Annotated in this window: 13 protein-coding genes; 5 read left to right on the forward strand and 8 right to left on the reverse strand. The window is 72.4% G+C overall.

Annotation, left to right across the window (positions count from 1 at the left end):
- Positions 1–171: 171 nt before the first annotated feature.
- From ABZZ20_RS11915 to ABZZ20_RS11925, 3 genes are all read right to left on the reverse strand, one after another.
- Positions 172–2,070 carry a hypothetical protein gene (locus ABZZ20_RS11915; RefSeq protein ID WP_356869263.1) on the reverse strand — a complete coding sequence of 633 codons (1,899 nt, stop codon included), beginning with the start codon at positions 2,068–2,070 and terminating at the stop codon, positions 172–174.
- A gap of 138 nt (positions 2,071–2,208) precedes the next feature.
- Positions 2,209–3,009 carry a tyrosine-protein phosphatase gene (locus ABZZ20_RS11920; RefSeq protein WP_356869264.1) on the reverse strand — a complete coding sequence of 267 codons (801 nt, stop codon included), beginning with the start codon at positions 3,007–3,009 and terminating at the stop codon, positions 2,209–2,211.
- A gap of 81 nt (positions 3,010–3,090) precedes the next feature.
- A complete protein-coding gene (locus tag ABZZ20_RS11925; RefSeq protein ID WP_356869265.1) occupies positions 3,091–3,690 on the reverse strand; it encodes a rhomboid-like protein in 600 nt (199 codons plus the stop codon).
- 65 nt (positions 3,691–3,755) lie between these two features.
- Between ABZZ20_RS11925 and ABZZ20_RS11930 the strand changes: the two genes are divergently transcribed.
- Together ABZZ20_RS11930 and ABZZ20_RS11935 are read left to right on the forward strand one after the other, a co-directional pair.
- Positions 3,756–4,490 carry a hypothetical protein gene (locus ABZZ20_RS11930; RefSeq protein ID WP_356869266.1) on the forward strand — a complete coding sequence of 245 codons (735 nt, stop codon included), beginning with the start codon at positions 3,756–3,758 and terminating at the stop codon, positions 4,488–4,490.
- Between the two features lie 185 nt (positions 4,491–4,675).
- On the forward strand, positions 4,676–6,019 hold the full coding sequence (locus ABZZ20_RS11935; protein ID WP_356869436.1) for a PepSY domain-containing protein: 1,344 nt from the start codon (positions 4,676–4,678) through the stop codon (positions 6,017–6,019).
- 90 nt (positions 6,020–6,109) lie between these two features.
- On the opposite strand, the gene ABZZ20_RS11940 is transcribed toward ABZZ20_RS11935, so the two are convergent.
- Positions 6,110–6,745, reverse strand: a complete 636-nt coding sequence (locus ABZZ20_RS11940) for a winged helix-turn-helix domain-containing protein (RefSeq protein ID WP_356869267.1) — start codon at positions 6,743–6,745, stop codon at positions 6,110–6,112.
- Positions 6,746–7,256: 511 nt separating this feature from the next.
- Positions 7,257–8,276 (reverse strand): glutamine synthetase, encoded by a 1,020-nt coding sequence (gene glnII / locus ABZZ20_RS11945; RefSeq protein ID WP_356869268.1) that lies wholly within the window; start codon positions 8,274–8,276, stop codon positions 7,257–7,259.
- Between the two features lie 223 nt (positions 8,277–8,499).
- On the opposite strand from glnII, the gene ABZZ20_RS11950 reads away from it, so the two are divergent.
- The gene (locus ABZZ20_RS11950; RefSeq protein WP_356869437.1) at positions 8,500–9,441 is read left to right on the forward strand and encodes a Gfo/Idh/MocA family oxidoreductase; all 942 of its coding nucleotides are present in this window, start codon (positions 8,500–8,502) and stop codon (positions 9,439–9,441) included.
- 133 nt (positions 9,442–9,574) lie between these two features.
- Here the strand turns inward: ABZZ20_RS11950 and ABZZ20_RS11955 are convergent, their stop codons facing one another.
- Both ABZZ20_RS11955 and ABZZ20_RS11960 read right to left on the reverse strand, forming a co-directional pair.
- A complete protein-coding gene (locus ABZZ20_RS11955) occupies positions 9,575–10,531 on the reverse strand; it encodes a hypothetical protein (RefSeq protein ID WP_356869269.1) in 957 nt (318 codons plus the stop codon).
- A 111-nt stretch (positions 10,532–10,642) separates the two neighbouring features.
- Positions 10,643–11,101 carry a hypothetical protein gene (locus tag ABZZ20_RS11960; RefSeq protein ID WP_356869270.1) on the reverse strand — a complete coding sequence of 153 codons (459 nt, stop codon included), beginning with the start codon at positions 11,099–11,101 and terminating at the stop codon, positions 10,643–10,645.
- A 569-nt stretch (positions 11,102–11,670) separates the two neighbouring features.
- Here ABZZ20_RS11960 and ABZZ20_RS11965 point away from each other — a divergent pair.
- Positions 11,671–12,549: a universal stress protein gene (locus ABZZ20_RS11965; RefSeq protein WP_356869271.1), complete on the forward strand. Its 879-nt coding sequence runs from the start codon at positions 11,671–11,673 to the stop codon at positions 12,547–12,549.
- 147 nt (positions 12,550–12,696) lie between these two features.
- Positions 12,697–13,548 (forward strand): DMT family transporter, encoded by an 852-nt coding sequence (locus tag ABZZ20_RS11970; protein WP_356869272.1) that lies wholly within the window; start codon positions 12,697–12,699, stop codon positions 13,546–13,548.
- An 80-nt stretch (positions 13,549–13,628) separates the two neighbouring features.
- Here ABZZ20_RS11970 and ABZZ20_RS11975 read toward each other — a convergent pair whose 3' ends face one another.
- Positions 13,629–15,122 carry a PLP-dependent aminotransferase family protein gene (locus ABZZ20_RS11975; protein ID WP_356869273.1) on the reverse strand — a complete coding sequence of 498 codons (1,494 nt, stop codon included), beginning with the start codon at positions 15,120–15,122 and terminating at the stop codon, positions 13,629–13,631.
- Positions 15,123–15,144 lie beyond the last annotated feature (22 nt).

A 15,144-nucleotide genomic window follows, 5' to 3' on the forward strand; every position in this document is an offset into this window, starting at 1 on the left:
ACCTTCGAAACGTGAGGGGTGTGGGGGGTTACCGAGTGGTAGCCAGAACCCGATCATGCCATGTGCGCACTCCGGCAGTCATGTCCGGATCTCGCCAACTACCCTACTGTTTCTGACGGTTGAAGCTTCACCCACCTGGTGCCTCGGCCTTCCGGGGCCCTCCCGCCGGCCCTACCGCAGTACCCCCGCCTTCGTACCGTCCGTGAGCTTGCCCGCCAGCTCCACCTGGGCACCCGCCGGCGCCCTCACCGCAAGCCGGTTGCCCGTCGCCGCCCCGCTCACCCCGCCGCCCGACGCCGACAGCGAAGCGAACTGCGCACTGCCGGCCGCCAGCACGTACCACTGGCCCGCCTTCGACTTCCACAGCACGCCCGCCAGCACCCGCGGCTCCCGCGGCCCGCAGGCCGGCGAGCCCTCCGCCTTCGCCGCCTGCGCCGCCAGCGGAGCGCCCGGCGTCAGGAACTGCGCCTGCACCCGGTCCTCCGTACCCGACCAGGTCTCCGCCCGGGTGCACAGCCAGGTCGCCGTACCGTCCCCCTCCGGCAGCGGCTGCTTCGCGTACGTCCAGGCGTTGACGCTGCGGACGCCGTGCGAGCGGACCGACGGCAGCAGGCACGTGATCCGCGACCACTCGGCGAGCTCCGCGCCCTCCGTCACGTCGCGCTCCGCGCCCGGCGCACCAGACGTCAGTCGGGCCGGCGTCAGTTCGCCGAGGTCGGTGACCAGCCGGGTGGCGCCGTCGCCGGTCAGGGCCAGGGCGTTCCAGCTGGTGCAGTTGCCCTTCGGGGCGGGGCTCGCCACCGGCGGAGTGACCCCGTGCGGGCCCAGTTTCAGTGCGGTGGTGTCGTCCCCGGGCTTCAGCAGGTCCCGCAGGCCCGCACCGGTGACCCACGGCGCGGTGAGGTAGCGGACGTTGCCGTCGACCCGGCTCAGCACCAGGGCGGTCGCGGTCTGCGCCGAGGCCCCGTCGGTGCGGGCGAAGTCGAGGGCGGCGACCGAGGTCCCGGTGCGCGGTTCGGCGTACCGGACCACGCGCAGGCCGTCGTACAGCAGGACCACGACCGCCTGGTCGACGGTGCCCGCGAACAGCAGCTGCGGCGGGCCCATCGGCGGTCCGGGGGGAGTACCGGGGGTGGCAGAGGCGACCACGGACGAGCCGGGCCGAGCCCACACGGCCAGCGCCCGGCGCAGCAGCTCGGTGTCGTCGGCGCGGTCGCCGCGGGCGGGCCACGTGGAGAAGTCCGTACGGGAGGACGTGCGCCAGACCGTGGGCGCGACCCGGATCAGCTTCCCGGGGTCCAACGCCTGCTCCGCCGCCGCGTTGCGCGCGTACAGCGGAGCGGCGGCCCCGTCCGCGCCCCAGCCACCGCCGGGCAGCGCGAGCAGCACCCCGCACACGGCGAGGGCGGCAGCGGCGGCCAGCGCGACCCGCATGGAACGGCGTCGGCGCAGCAGGTCGGTGGGCCGTGCCTGGAGCACGCACGGATCGAACTCGGGCGAGGCGAACAGGGCGTCGTTGGCCGGATCACCCGATTCCGCGACCGCGACGGCCGGGTTCGCGACCCCGGCCTCCGTGAGCACCCGGAGCACCTCCGGCTCCGGCAGGCGCTCCAGGGCGCGCAGTACGCAGGCCGCCCGGCCGGGCCCGTCGAGGGTGGCCAGCCACTGGTCCAGGGCCAGTTCCTCGGCCCCGCCGGAGCGCGGGAACAACCGCAGCCCCCACACCTGGGGGAGCAGCGGAGGAAACTGGGCCCGCCGGGGCAGCGCCCGGAAGGTCAGCGGGATCCCGGCCTCCAGAGCGGCGCGCAGCACCCGCAGCCGGACGTACGCGTACCCGGACTCGGCGCCCGGGGTCCCGCGCTGGCCCGGTACCCCGCCCTGCACCGCGGTCCCGGCGGCGGTGTCGGTGCCGCGCCGCCCGCGCGGCAGCGCCCGCTGGGTGAGCGAATGGGCGGTGAGCACGCGCCGGTGGCGGCCGAGGGCGGGCGGCAGCACCAGATAGGCGAGCCGCACCAGCCGTGGGTAGTGCTCGACGATGGCGGCCTCGGCCAGCTCGACGTCGGGCGTCACGGGAGACGGGGGGCGGGTGGCGGTGTCCGGCGCAGTCACGTTCAGCAGAACGAGCGAATCGTCGGATGGTCACCGGTCCCGGGTGAGGTCGGGACCGGCGGGGAGAGGTCGGCCGGGGCCCCGGCCGGGGCGGCCGGCTCAGGCCGTCAGGCGGGCGCACAGCGCCGCGACGGCCTCGTCGGAGACGCCGAGGCCCTCGCGCACGTACTTCTCCATCGAGCCGTACCGCGTGTTCACCTCGTCGAGGGCGGCCTCCAGGTACGAGGGGAACACCCCGATCAACGCCAGCGCGATGTCCGGGTTGCCTCCGGCGACGGTGAAGCCCTCGATCATCGGCGCGAAGGCCTGCTTGACCGCCGGATTCACGGACAGGTATTCGGCCATCAGAGTGTCGTCGTCCGCGCCGAGGAGCGACAGGACGACGGTCGCGCCCCAGCCCGTACGGTCCTTGCCGGCGGTGCAGTGGAAGAGCAGCGGGCCCGTCTCCGGCTCGGCGAGCTCGGTGAGCAGGGTCCGGTACGCGAGCTGCGCGGAGCCGGTGTTCACGAAGGACCGGTAGGTGTCGGCGAACAGCCCCTGTACCTTGCCGCCGCCGAGGTGCTCCTCCGCCACCGCCGGGTCGGACAGCAGGTCCTTGAGCTGCGTGGCGGCCGGGATCTCCCCGGAGCTCAATTTGTCGGCGAGCACGTCGACGACCAGGTGGCGGACGCCCTGCGGTATCCGGTCCGGGTGGTCGGCCCGCTCGGGGCCGGTGCGGAAGTCGATGACCGTGTGCAGCCCCAGCGCGGCGACGACCGGGTCGGCGGCGATGTCGAGCCGGTCGAGCTGACCGGAACGCAGGACCATGCCGGGGCGGACGGTGCGCCCGCCGGGCAGGGGCGTGCCGCCGAGGTCCCGGAGGTTGGCAACGGTGGTGGAGGGCGTGGCGGTGGCGGTCATCGTGGCGGCTCCATCGGTGTGCGTAGGGTCATGCGGTCGTGCGGGTCGTGCATGTGGTGCTTGCGTCGCGGCGGTTCGCGTTCATCCGATTTTGGGGTGTTTTGTCGCGGATAGGTAATCGAGCGCGAGGGAGAGCCCGACTCCGATCCCCAGCGCCGCCAGGTGTCCGGCGTCCGTGAAGGTGCGCTCCCGCTTCAGCACCGGCCCTGCGCCGAGCACCAACAGCCCCACCCGGGCGACCGTCCGGATCGGCCCGCGCGGCAGCGCCGAGGTCAGCGCGCCGAGCACGGTGTTGAACCCATAACTGGTCCCCACGTCCAGGGCCCGCCGGGTCCGTGCATCGGCCGTCCGGCGCAGGGCGCCGTACACGAGGAGCGTCGCCGTGGCGTGCCCGAACAGGAACACCCCGGCCGTCCACCAGGCCCCGTACGCGTACTCCGCGTATCCGAGCACCGCGACGAGCAGCAGCGCGTACGGCAGCGGCATGGGCTCTTCGACGACGAACGCGCTGCTCAGCAGCGTCTCCCAGCGCCCGCCGGCGAGATTGTCGACGTTCGTCGAACAGCCCCGCAACACCCGTTCCCGCTCCGTCGCCGGCCGCGTCTCCAGGGCGTACGCCCCGGCCTGGACCCCGCTGGCGTAGACCGCGCCCAGCAGGGGCGGCCAAGGCAATGGATTCACCCGACCATGATCGGATACGGCCCTCCGGCAGACGGCACCGGGGGCCGTGGGACCATGATCCAGTCATGTCAGGAATCCCCGCGCCGATGCGCACCGTACGCGCCGCGATGTTCGCGGCGGTCTGTACCGCGTTGGGTGCGACGGGGCATGCGTACATGTCCGATGCGAACGTCCCCCCATTGGGCCTTCTGGTTGCTTTCGGGGTGACCGGTGGACTCGCGTGGCTGGCAGCGGGGCGGCGGCGGGGGCCCGTGGGGATCACCACGGCACTGCTCGCCGTCCAAGGAGTGCTGCACCTGGTCTTCTCCGGGAGTCAGACGGGGCAGGCCGCCCATGCGGTGATGCCCGGGCATCACCCCATGACGGACGTGCACGGCATGCAAGGCATGGCCGGCATGCACGGGACGGCCGGGATGGCCGGGATGGTCGGCATGCCCGGGACGACCGGGACGGGCGGGATGGTCGAGGTGGCCGGGCACGGGGGCCTCGGCATGATCGCCGCGCACGTGCTCGCCGGGCTGTTCTGCGCCGCCTGGCTGGCGTGGGGAGAGGTCGCCGTGTTCCGGCTCGCCGCAGTCCTCGGCGCCGCCGCGCTGCTGGCGGCCCGGCCGCTCGCCCGCGCGGTCCGGCTGGTCCGGGCCCATGTGTCCCCCGTACCGGCCCCACCCGCGCGCCGCCCCTCGTACGAACCCCCGCGCGCGCTGCGCGGGGCCGTGCCCGCCCACGCCCTGGTACGCCGCGGACCGCCCGGGTGGCGCGACACCCGCGCCACGGCCCCCGGCCGTCCTGCTCGCGCCTGACCGGCGCACCTCCCCCTTCGGCGAGGGGGCGAGACCTGGGGCCGATCCCACCCATGTCTTCGCCCACACCTAGGACCCACATGTCCCTCGAAGAGGTTCGGGACGTCCGCACCCCGGACGCCACCACAGCCCCTGCACCCTCGCAGCCCGGCAGTTGGACGGCCCTGCGGCCGTTGCTCCTGCGCATGCACTTCTACGCCGGGATCCTGATAGCCCCGCTACTTTTCCTCGCCGCCGCCACCGGCCTGCTGTACGCCGGCTCCTGGCAGGCCGAGAAGATCATCTACTCCGACGAGCTGACCGTCGCCGGGGTCGGCGAGCGCGCGCTGCCGCTCAGCGTCCAGGTCACGGCGGCCAAGGGCGCCGTGACCGAAGGCAAGGTCGTGGCCGTGTGGCCCGCGCCCGACGCCGAGGCGACCACCCGCGTGATCATGGAGGCCCCGGGGCTCGCGGAGGGTCTGACCCGTACCGTGTTCGTGGATCCGTATACGGCCCACGTCAATGGCACGTTGACCACCTCCGGTGACGCGCTGCCGCTGCGGGCCTGGCTCAGCGAGTTCCACGCCAGCCTCCAGCTGGGCGAGTTCGGCCGGAATTACAGCGAGCTCGCCGCGAGCTGGTTGTGGATCGTCGCACTCGGCGGACTCGCCCTCTGGATCGGCCGCCGCCGCTCCCGCAAGGCCCTGATCGCCCTGCCCGACCGCGCCGCCACCGGCCGCCGTAAGACCCTCTCCTGGCACGGCGCCGTCGGGCTCTGGGCCGTCGCCGGACTCGTCGCCCTCTCCGCCACCGGTCTGACCTGGTCGAAGTACGCCGGCGAGAACATCGGGCAGATCCAGGACCGCCTCGGCGGCGCCACCCCTTCCGTATCGGCCGCCCTCGCTCCCGGTGCGGCCTCCGGCGGCGCCGACGAACACGCAGGCCATGTCATGACCGAGGGCATGGAGATGCCCCCGCCGGCACCCACGACCGACATCGGCATCGACAGGGCCGTGGCCGCCGCCCGCACCGCGGGGGTCACCGAGGAGATCCGCGTGACGCTGCCCACCAAGGGCAAGGGCTACGTGATCAAGGAGCAGGACAAGCAGGTGCCGGTGCACCTGGACGCGGTCGCCGTCGACCCCGCCGACGGCCGGGTCATGGGCGAACTGCGCTTCGCCGACCACCCCTTCCTCGCGCAGCTGACCCGCTTCGGCATCGACCTGCACATGGGGAAGACCTTCGGGCTCGCCAACCAGATCGCACTTGCCGCGCTCGCCGTCGCGCTGATGTTCCTGATCTTCTGGGGCTACCGGATGTGGTGGCTGCGCCGGCCCACCAAGGACCGCGCCCTCGCGGTCGGTCGCGCCCAGCCGCGCGGCGCCTGGCGCAAGGTACCGCTGACCATGCTGCTTCCCCTCGCCGCGGTGACCGCCGTGGCGGGATGGTTCGTTCCGCTGCTCGGGATCAGCCTGGTCGCCTTCCTGGCGATCGACGTACTGCTGGGGGCGGTCGCGGCGCGCCGCGCCAAGACGGCGGCGCCGGCGTAGCAACGGCCCGGCTCAGGCCCGGTGGGCCCGTACTCCAGCGCGGAGTACGGGCCCACCGTCGTTCGACCGGACCTCGCGGCAACGCGTCGCTCAGGGGGCGTACTTGTAGCCGACCCGGCGCACCGTCTGGATCGCGCCGCGGTGCGCCGCGCCGAGCTTGCGGCGCAGACGCGCGATGTGGACGTCCACGGTCCGGCCGTCGCCGATGTGGCCGTAGCCCCAGACCGTGGTCACCAGCTGGTCCCGGCTGTGCACCCGGTGCGGGTGCGCCACCAGATGGGCCAGCAGCTCGAACTCCAGGTACGTCAGGTCGAGTACCCGGCCGTCGACCTCGGCGGTGCGCTGCGCAGGGTCGATGCGGACCAGGGCGTCCCCGAGGGTGGTCGCCGGCTCGGGGGCGGGTGGCGGGGGCGGGACGGGGACGGGGACGGACCGCGGCGCGAAGGCGACCGGCGGCTGCTGGTCCGCGGGTACGAGGACCAGGTAGCCGATCATCGGTGGCTGGCCCGGCAGCGTCGGGAGGGTGTGTTGCGGCGCGGGTAGCCAGGTGGCGCCGGGCGGTAGGAGGTCGACGACGCGGGCGACCTCGTTCCGGTCCACGGCACGCAGCCGGTTGCGCGGACCGGGCGGGAAGGAAAGGGGCACGGTTGCAGCGGAGGCGGACGAGGCGGACGAGGCGGACGACGCAGCAGGGGCGGCCGAGGTCAGGGAACGGGTGTGAGACATGAGTGGTCAGCTCTTTCACGCGGAGTGGTTGGAAGAGGACGTGCAGGACGTCGTCGTCGTACCGCGCAGACCGAAGGCCTCGGGAAGGGTCCGGAGGGAGGTCCCGGGAGGCTTTAGAGGGCCGGCGCGTTCCTCGCGCGGCAACACACCCGGTCGAAGTCGTAATCCTGACGGGAGGGCCAGAGCGGCTCGAGGTCGCTGTGACCGGTCGAGGTGTGCGAAGGGCTGGCCATGGGCCCATTGAAGCAGACGTGGGAGGCCCGGGGCAGACCCCGTCTCACCTGATGGAGCGGAATCCCAAATTCCGCGATACTGTCTCCAGTAGGCCTCTACCAAAGCGGACAAACCGTCACTCGGCAGGCGGCTTCCGCCCGCTCCGACCGCGCATCCGTATCGCCTACTGGTCAGATACGTGGACGCACCACGCCCGCCGGGCCACGGGGGCTCGGCGGGCGTGGTGCGTCGTACCGCGGGCGGGAAGGGGCCGGGAGGGCCCCGGTCCGGCGAGGTCCTAGACCAGGCCGTCCTTCTTCAGGCTCGTGCAGCAGGTGTCCGTGATCAGGCGGGTCACCACGTACGGGTCCACGTTCGCGTTCGGGCGGCGGTCCTCGATGTAACCCTTGCCGTCCTTCTCCACCTGCCACGGGATGCGGACCGAGGCGCCGCGGTCGGAGACGCCGTAGCTGAACTCGTTCCACGGAGCGGTCTCGTGCAGACCCGTCAGGCGCTCGTCGATGCCGGCGCCGTAGTTCTTGACGTGGTCCAGCGGCTTGGAGCCCTCACCCAGCGCCTCGCACGCGCAGATGATGGCGCGGTAGTCCTCGCGCATCGCCTTCGTGGAGAAGTTGGTGTGCGCGCCCGCACCGTTCCAGTCGCCCTTCACCGGCTTCGGGTTCAGCGTCGCGGAGACGTTGAAGTCCTCGGCGGTGCGGTAGAGCAGCCAGCGCGCGATCCACAGCTGGTCGGAGACCTCCAGCGGGCCGACGGGCCCGACCTGGAACTCCCACTGGCCCGGCATGACCTCGGCGTTGATGCCGGAGATGCTCAGGCCCGCCGCGAGGCAGTGGTCCAGGTGCTTCTCGACGATCTCGCGGCCGAAGATCTCGTCCGAGCCGACACCGCAGTAGTAGCCGCCCTGCGCGGCCGGGAAGCCGCCCACCGGGAAGCCGAGCGGCCGGATGCCGTCGAAGAAGGTGTACTCCTGCTCGATGCCGAAGATCGGCTCCTGGTCGGCGAACTGCTCGGCGATCGGGCGCAGCAGGGCGCGGGTGTTCGACTCGTGCGGGGTCATGTCGATGTTCATGACCTCGCAGAGCACGAGGACGTTGTTCCCGCCGCGGATCGGGTCCGGGCAGGAGAACACCGGCTGCAGCACGCGGTCGGAGGCGTGACCCTCGGCCTGGTTGGTGCTCGATCCGTCGAAGCCCCAGATCGGCAGCGCGTCGCCGTCGGCCAGGATCTTCGTCTTGGAGCGCAGCTTCGCCGTCGGCTCGGTGCCGTCGATCCAGATGTACTCAGCCTTGTAGCTCACGGGCCCCATCCTTCGGTGCGTCGCTCCGGCGCAGACTCTGCGGGTGCTGCGTTCGTGGTGCTGCGATTGCGTTGCGGTGTAGACCGCAGCGTGCACGCTCGCGATTTCTCCTCCGTTGCCCGTGTGTGAACCCCGTGTTACCGGGTTTGCACCGCAGGTCGGGTCGGTTGTGCGGGTCGGGGGCAGCACACACGTCCGAGTGGGGCAGACTGAGCAGGTGAGCATTTCGTACGATTTGACCTCGGCCGGTGACCCCACGGCATCCCCCCGCCCGCCGGCCCGCCCCCGGGTCGGCCTGCTGGGCACCGGCCCCTGGGCCCGCCGCACCCATGCCCCCGCCCTCGCCGCGCACGCCGGCTCCGACTTCGCGGGAGTGTGGGGCCGCCGCCCCGAAGCCGCCGCCGAACTGGCCGACGCGTACGGCGTGAAGGTGTACGAAGACCCCGACGCCCTGTTCGCCGACTGTGACGTCGTGGCCTTCGCCCTGCCGCCGGACGTCCAGGCCCCGCTCGCCGTACGCGCCGCCGCCGCGGGCCGCCACCTCCTGCTCGACAAACCCGTCGCCACGACCGTCGAAGACGCCCGCGCCGTGGCCGACGCCGTCGCCGACCACGGCGTCGCCTCCGTGGTCTTCCTCACCCTCCGCTTCGCCGAACCCGCCGCCGGCTGGGTCGCGGAGCAGGCCGGCCGCTCGGGCTGGTTCACCGCCGCCGCCCACTGGCTCGGCGCCGTCTTCCCGCCCGACGGCGCGCCCAGCGCGTACGCCGACTCGCCCTGGCGCAAGACCAAGGGCGGGCTCTGGGACGTCGGCCCGCACGCCCTGTCCGTCCTGATCCCGGTCCTGGGCGACGTCACGTCCGTCACCGCCGCCCGCGGCCCCTCCGACATGGTCCAGCTCGCCCTGCGCCACACCTCGGGCGCCGCCAGTACCGCCGTGCTCAGCCTGGGCGCGCCGACGGCGGCGGCCGGAGTGGGGCTGGAGGTCCGCGGGGCCGAAGGCGTGTTCTCGCTGCCCAACTGGACTGATGTACCGGGCGCGTACGGGCGCGCCCTGGACGCACTGCTCACCGCCGCCCGGACCGGGGTGGCGGATGCGCGTGACGTGGAGTTCGCGGCCCGACTGACGGAGATCCTCGCGGAGGCGGAGGCACAGCTCCCCGGCTGAGCTGGTGCGGCCGGCTCCGGGAGACCCGGAGGGATCCCGACAGAGCCCGAACCCGCCGGATCACGAATGACCCGGCGGGTTCGGTGGGTCCGGCAGGGCCGATGGGCCGACAGGGCCGACAGGGCCGACAGGGTCAGGTCAGTACGACGACCTGGTGCATCCCCTCGACGACGTGCGGGATACCGGTCTCGTCGTCCGGGACGAAGCAGAGCAGCGCATAGGTGCCCGGCGGCAGGTGGTGCGTCTCCAGCAGCACGGTGCGCCCGGGGGAGATGATGCCGAGGCCGACGGAGGGGCCGGTGAACGGCGCCGGGCCGTTGCCGTCGAAGAACGCCGTGATGTCGTCGTCGGTGGTGCCCGGAGCAACCGGCTGGATCGCCATCTCGTGGAGCTCGTCGGACGAGTTGCGGACCAGGACGTTGTCCTTCGCCTTGCGCAGGCCGTGGACGTCGAAGCGCGGGCCGTTCGTGGTCTCCCGCGTGATCACGATGCTGTCGGCGAAGTCCGCGAGGTCCCCGGGCTTCTTCCCCTTCTTCGCGTCACGCAGTTCGAGGGTCCGGACGACCGGGTGGGCCGGGTCCTTGAGGAAGGCCGTGAAGTCCAGGAGGACGACCTGCCCCGCAGTGATCGGGGTGGTGAAGGTCTCCGACACCGACGGGGTGACCTGGGCGCCGCCGAGTGCGTCCGCGTCGTGGCGGACGGCGGAGATGCCCTCGGCAGCGGTCTGGGGATCCTGGCTGATGGCCTTCTTCAGGTCGGCGAGCAGCTCTTTAGTGGTGACACCTCGATGCGGCCGGAAGGCCTGGAGGAAGCGCCCGTCCGGGTCGTTGGTCTTGACGCGGAAGGCGACCAAGCCGGCCTGACCCGACTTCGGCGCCTGAATGCCCTCGGCCCCGATCTTCACCTCGATGGGTCTGGGGGCCTGATCACGGGATTCGCCGTGGTTGCCTTGCCCGCCGTGGGCCTGGCGGTTCCCGTGATGGTCACGAGCCGTGGCGCCGGCGGTGGCCACGCCGCCGAGGGCGGTGGCGAGGGCGAGGGCGGCCACCGCGGCCACCCGTACCCCGTAATGCAGCGGTGCGGTACGCATGAATCTCCTGTCGTTGCACGGTCCCCTTTCCCAGGTCAACACTTCCGGGACCGAGGCTGCGTACGCCACGCAGGAGGCGGCTCCGTACGGGGTACCGGCAGACGGCGGCGTCTAATGGATGATCGCGTTGGCCGCGATGATCACCATGCCGATGGCGGCGTCCGCGAGCCCGATCAGCAGGGACGCGCCGATCCGGTAGCCCACCCGGTACGCCACGAAGGAACCCCAGGCGAACAACAGTGCGGTGTTCAGGCCCAGTCCGACTGCGGTCACCCCCTGCGAGTCCCAGTGCATGATCCCCGCGAAGACCAGGAGCAGCACGGTGGGCAAGGCCGCCGCGACCAGCGGCCACTCGTTGCGGAGCGCCCGCATCAACAGCCACCACCGGTGGCCGGCGGAGCCGGCCTCGTGGGTCGCCATGTGGTGCGAGTACCCGTGCGCCAGGGCCGCCGCCGCAGCGGTCACGAAGACCCAGGTGGCGTCGTAGTAAGGAGTGTCCTCATCGCCCGACTGATCGAGAGCGGCGATCAGCGCGGAGGCCAGCACGGTCCCGTAGACCCCGCCGAACATCCAGTCAGCCCTCCGCGGGGACGGGGGAACGTGCGGGCGGGATGGTTGCTGTGGCTGTGCTGGCTGTGGCTGCAGTTCCGACTGCTCTCCCACATCTGCCCCTTTGGTGTGATCTGTACCTTTCCTGCTGTCCCACCCTACGAGGTCGGGGGGTGAGGGCGAGATGAACAGGGGGGGTAGGTGCGTGGGGCGGGACCGGGGGTGGCGGAAGTTCGGCTGGCCGGTATCGGGGTGGGCCTGGGGGTTTCCCGTCAGTCCGATCGTCTGTCCGTGTCGTGCCGGGCCCTCAAGGGCGCTCCCTTCGGTCGCGTCGCTGCGCGATGGCCTGCGGCCACCCTTGACCGCCCGTCCCGCCCCGGAAAGACAGGACTGTCGGGAAGCCCCCAGAAGAACGGTCACCGGGGACCGGTTCCTGCCCGGCCCATCGGGGAAGCAGGGCCGCGCCCAGCGCGCGCAGCCTGCCACGATCCTTCATCGTGGTGGTACGACGTGACCAACCGGATGCGCATTCTCGACGGATGGCCCGATCTTGAGGAGACCCCACCCCGCCGCCAGAAGGGAGCGTGAGCATGTCCCGTCCTGTGGCTGTCGGTGTGGACGGGTCGCCGGAGGCCGTCGCGGCGGCCACATGGGCCGCCGGGGAGGCGGTACTGCGCGGAACGAAGCTGCGCATCGTCTACGCAGCTCAGTCGCCGGGCCCGGCTACTGCGCAGTCCGGCAGCTTCGAAGCACGAAGCCACTGGGCCGAGGACCTGCTGGCCGAGGCCGTGACAGCGGTGCGGCGCGAGCGCCCTTCTCTGGAGATCGAGAGTCGGCATCGATCCGGGCATCCCTTCGAGGTCCTGGCCGACGAGGCGTCCGAGGCCGGTCTCCTCGTGCTCGGCTCCCGCGGTCTGGGCGGTGTGGGGGGTTTCCTCCTCGGGTCGGTCGGCATGGCGACGATCAGCGCCACGGAGCGCCCGGTCGTGCTCGTACGGGCACCGGAGCGGCCGGACGCAGCGGACGGCGCTCTCCCGGCGGGCCCAGCGCGCGACGTGGTCGTCGGCGCGGACCTCGACCAGTTCTTCGCCCCGCTCCTTGACTTCGCCTTCCAGGAAGCCGTACTCCGTGGCGACCGTGTCCTGGTCCTGTACGGGTGGTCGATAATGCCCGTGGTCCGCGACGCCTCGGCGCTCGTCGCAGCCGAGCGGGAGATGGGCCCCGGCGTCGCGCGGCGCCTTACGGAAGCCCTGAAGCCATGGCGGCACAAGTTCCCTTCCATAGAGGTCGCCGAAAGAACGCCCATCGGCGGCCCGGCTCGACTGCTCCTGCGGGCCGCGGACAATGCGGACCTCGTGGTGGTCGGTCGACGCGTACGCAAAGGATCTCTGGGCGCACACGTCGGATCCGTCACCCATGCCCTGATTCACCACTGCCCGGCGCCCGTCGCCGTCATCGCGCATGAATGACACCTTCGCCGCCCGGACCATGCCCTCGTCGGACGTCGCGCGGACCCCGGCGACATCCGGCGTGCTCGCGAAAGTGATGGGCCTGTCCAGGCCGTTCTCTCGTGCCTCAGACGTGGTCCGTCCCGTAGTGGCAAGGCTCCTTGACCCGTGAACATCGTGGTCGCGGTGTCGAGTGCCCTGATGGCCGCCGTGTGTTTCGGTATCGGGTCAGTGCTGCAGCACGAAGCGGCGCGGCAGGCGTCCATGCAGGATTCGATGAGGCTGCGGCTCCTGCTCAACCTGGTCCGCCGGCCCAGATGGCTGGCGGGGTTGGGGCTCTCGATCTCCTCCTTCGCCTTCCTCGGACTCGCGCTCGCCTACGGTCCCTTGGTACTGGTCCTCCCGCTTGCGGCAACCGATCTCCTGTTCGCGCTGCCGTTCCTGGCTCTGCGGCGTGGGGAGCAACTGACCCGTTGGGAGAAGACCGGAATGGTCTGCACGGCGGGAGGCGTGGCGGTGTTCCTGGCGGTGCTGCCGCTCTCTGCCGGCGCTACGATCCCTGCGTTCTCCGACTGGATCCCCTCGTTCGTGGTGGTCGTCGGTACCGTGGCCCTGCTAGCGCCCGTGGGAGCTAGGCGTCCTGGATGGATACGGACAGCTGCATACGCGGTCTGCGCGGCACTGATGCTGGCGCTTCTCGACGGCTTGGCCAAGAGCACGGCCGGCCGATTCCGGGCCGACGGCACCGAAGTACTACTCCACTGGGAACCGTATGCGCTGATGACCGTTGGGGTGACGAGCCTGGTTCTGTCCCAGAGCGCCTTCCAGGCCGGCTCTCTGGCTGTCAGTCTGCCGATCATCGACACCCTGGAGCCGATCGGCGCCGTCGCGATCGGCATCGCCGTCTTCGGCGAGCAGCTCGCACTCACCGGCTGGGCGCTGACGGTGCAGATGCTGGGAGCGGCGGCGGCCGTGACAGGCATCGTGTTGCTGGGGCGGTCGCCGCTGGCCACGGTATGACGCCCCTGCCGCAGTGGCATGGCCCGGCTTGTTGCGCCGGGCTACGGAGACCCCCAAGCCCTCCCTGACGCCGGGCGGGGTCAACTGCCCGTCGTGATCCCCTCGTGGGTGCCACCGCCAGGTCGGGACCGGCCGTCACCTTCGAATCCCGGACGTGGACCACGTCCGCGCAGCGTCGTCGCCAGAGCCTCCAACGCCCGGCCGAAAGCCGCCTCCGGCGGTGCCGCGTAGCCCACCACGAGGCCCTCCCGGGCCGCCCCGGTCGTCGCAGCCGGGTGGCGGTACCCCGACAGGCCGTCGAGGGACAGGCCCGCCGCGCGGGCCGACCTCAGAGCCGCGGCCTCCGTGCCCGGTGGGAGTTCCACCACTGCGTGGAGTCCGGCCGAGATGCCAGTGACGCGGGCCTGCGGGGCATGGGAGGCCAGCGCGGCCACCAGTTGGTCGCGGCGGTTCCGGTAGCGGTGGCGCATGCGGCGGACGTGGCGGTCGTAGGCGCCGCAGTCGATGAAGTCGGCCAGGGCGAGCTGGTCCAGGGAGCTCGCCCAGGACTCCCGCAGGCCCTTCGCTGCCAGGACGCGGTCGACCAGGTGGTCCGGGAGGACCAGCCAGCCGAGGCGGATCGCGGGGGAGAGGCTCTTGCTGAGCGAGCCCGCGTAGACGACGTGTTCGGGGGCCATGCCCTGGACGGCGCCGACGGGTTTGCGGTCGTAGCGGAACTCCCCGTCGTAGTCGTCCTCCACGATCAGGCCCCCCGTCGTCCGCGCCCATTCCACGGCGGCGGCCCGCCGGGTCGGCAGCAGTCGGGCGCCCGTGGGGAACTGGTGTGCCGGAGTGAGGAGTACGGTCCGGGCCCGGACCGGGATCTCCTGCGTGCGGGCGCCGTCCTCGTCGACGGCGACGGGGTGCGGGCGGACTCCGGCGGCTTCGAGGATGCCGTGGTGGAAGGGCAGTCCGTACTCCTCCACCGCCCAGTCGCGGGGTCGCAGCGAGGCCAGCAGGCGCAGGCCGTTCGCGAAGCCCGAGCAGACGACCACGTTCGCGGGGCCGGTACGTACCCCCCGCGCTCGGGAGAGGTACGCGGCCAGCGCCCGCCGCAGCTCCGGGCGGCCCCGGGGATCGCCGGGGCCGAACGCGTCGGTGGGTGCCTCGGCCAGGGCCCGGCGGGCGCTGACGGACCAGGGGCCCCGGGGGAAAGAGGCCGGGTCGGGCTTGCCCTGGAGCAGGTCGTGGCGGGGACGCTCGGGGGCGGGCCCGGTCGTGGCGCCCGCCGAGGGGGCGGTGGCCGCCCCCTCGGCGACGCGGGTACCGGAGCCCTGCCGGGCGGTGAACCAGCCCTCGGCGACCAGCTCGGCGTAGGCGTCGGCGACGGCGCTGCGGGCCAGCCCGAGGTCGGCGGCCAGTGCACGGTAGGGCGGCAGTCGGGTCCCACCGGCGAGCCGTCCGCTGCGCACCGCGTCCCGCAGTGCCTGGGCGAGCGCGGTCCGCCGGGCGCCGTGCGCGGGGAGCTCGATGTGCAGGTCGGTGCCGGTGCCGGTGCCCGGGGCGGGTGCGGTGGCGGTGTCGTCGGACGTCATACCGGGAGGGTAGGTGGGCGGA

The sequence above is a fragment of the Streptomyces sp. NPDC006430 genome (assembly GCF_040612395.1).
Lineage (GTDB): Bacteria > Actinomycetota > Actinomycetes > Streptomycetales > Streptomycetaceae > Streptomyces.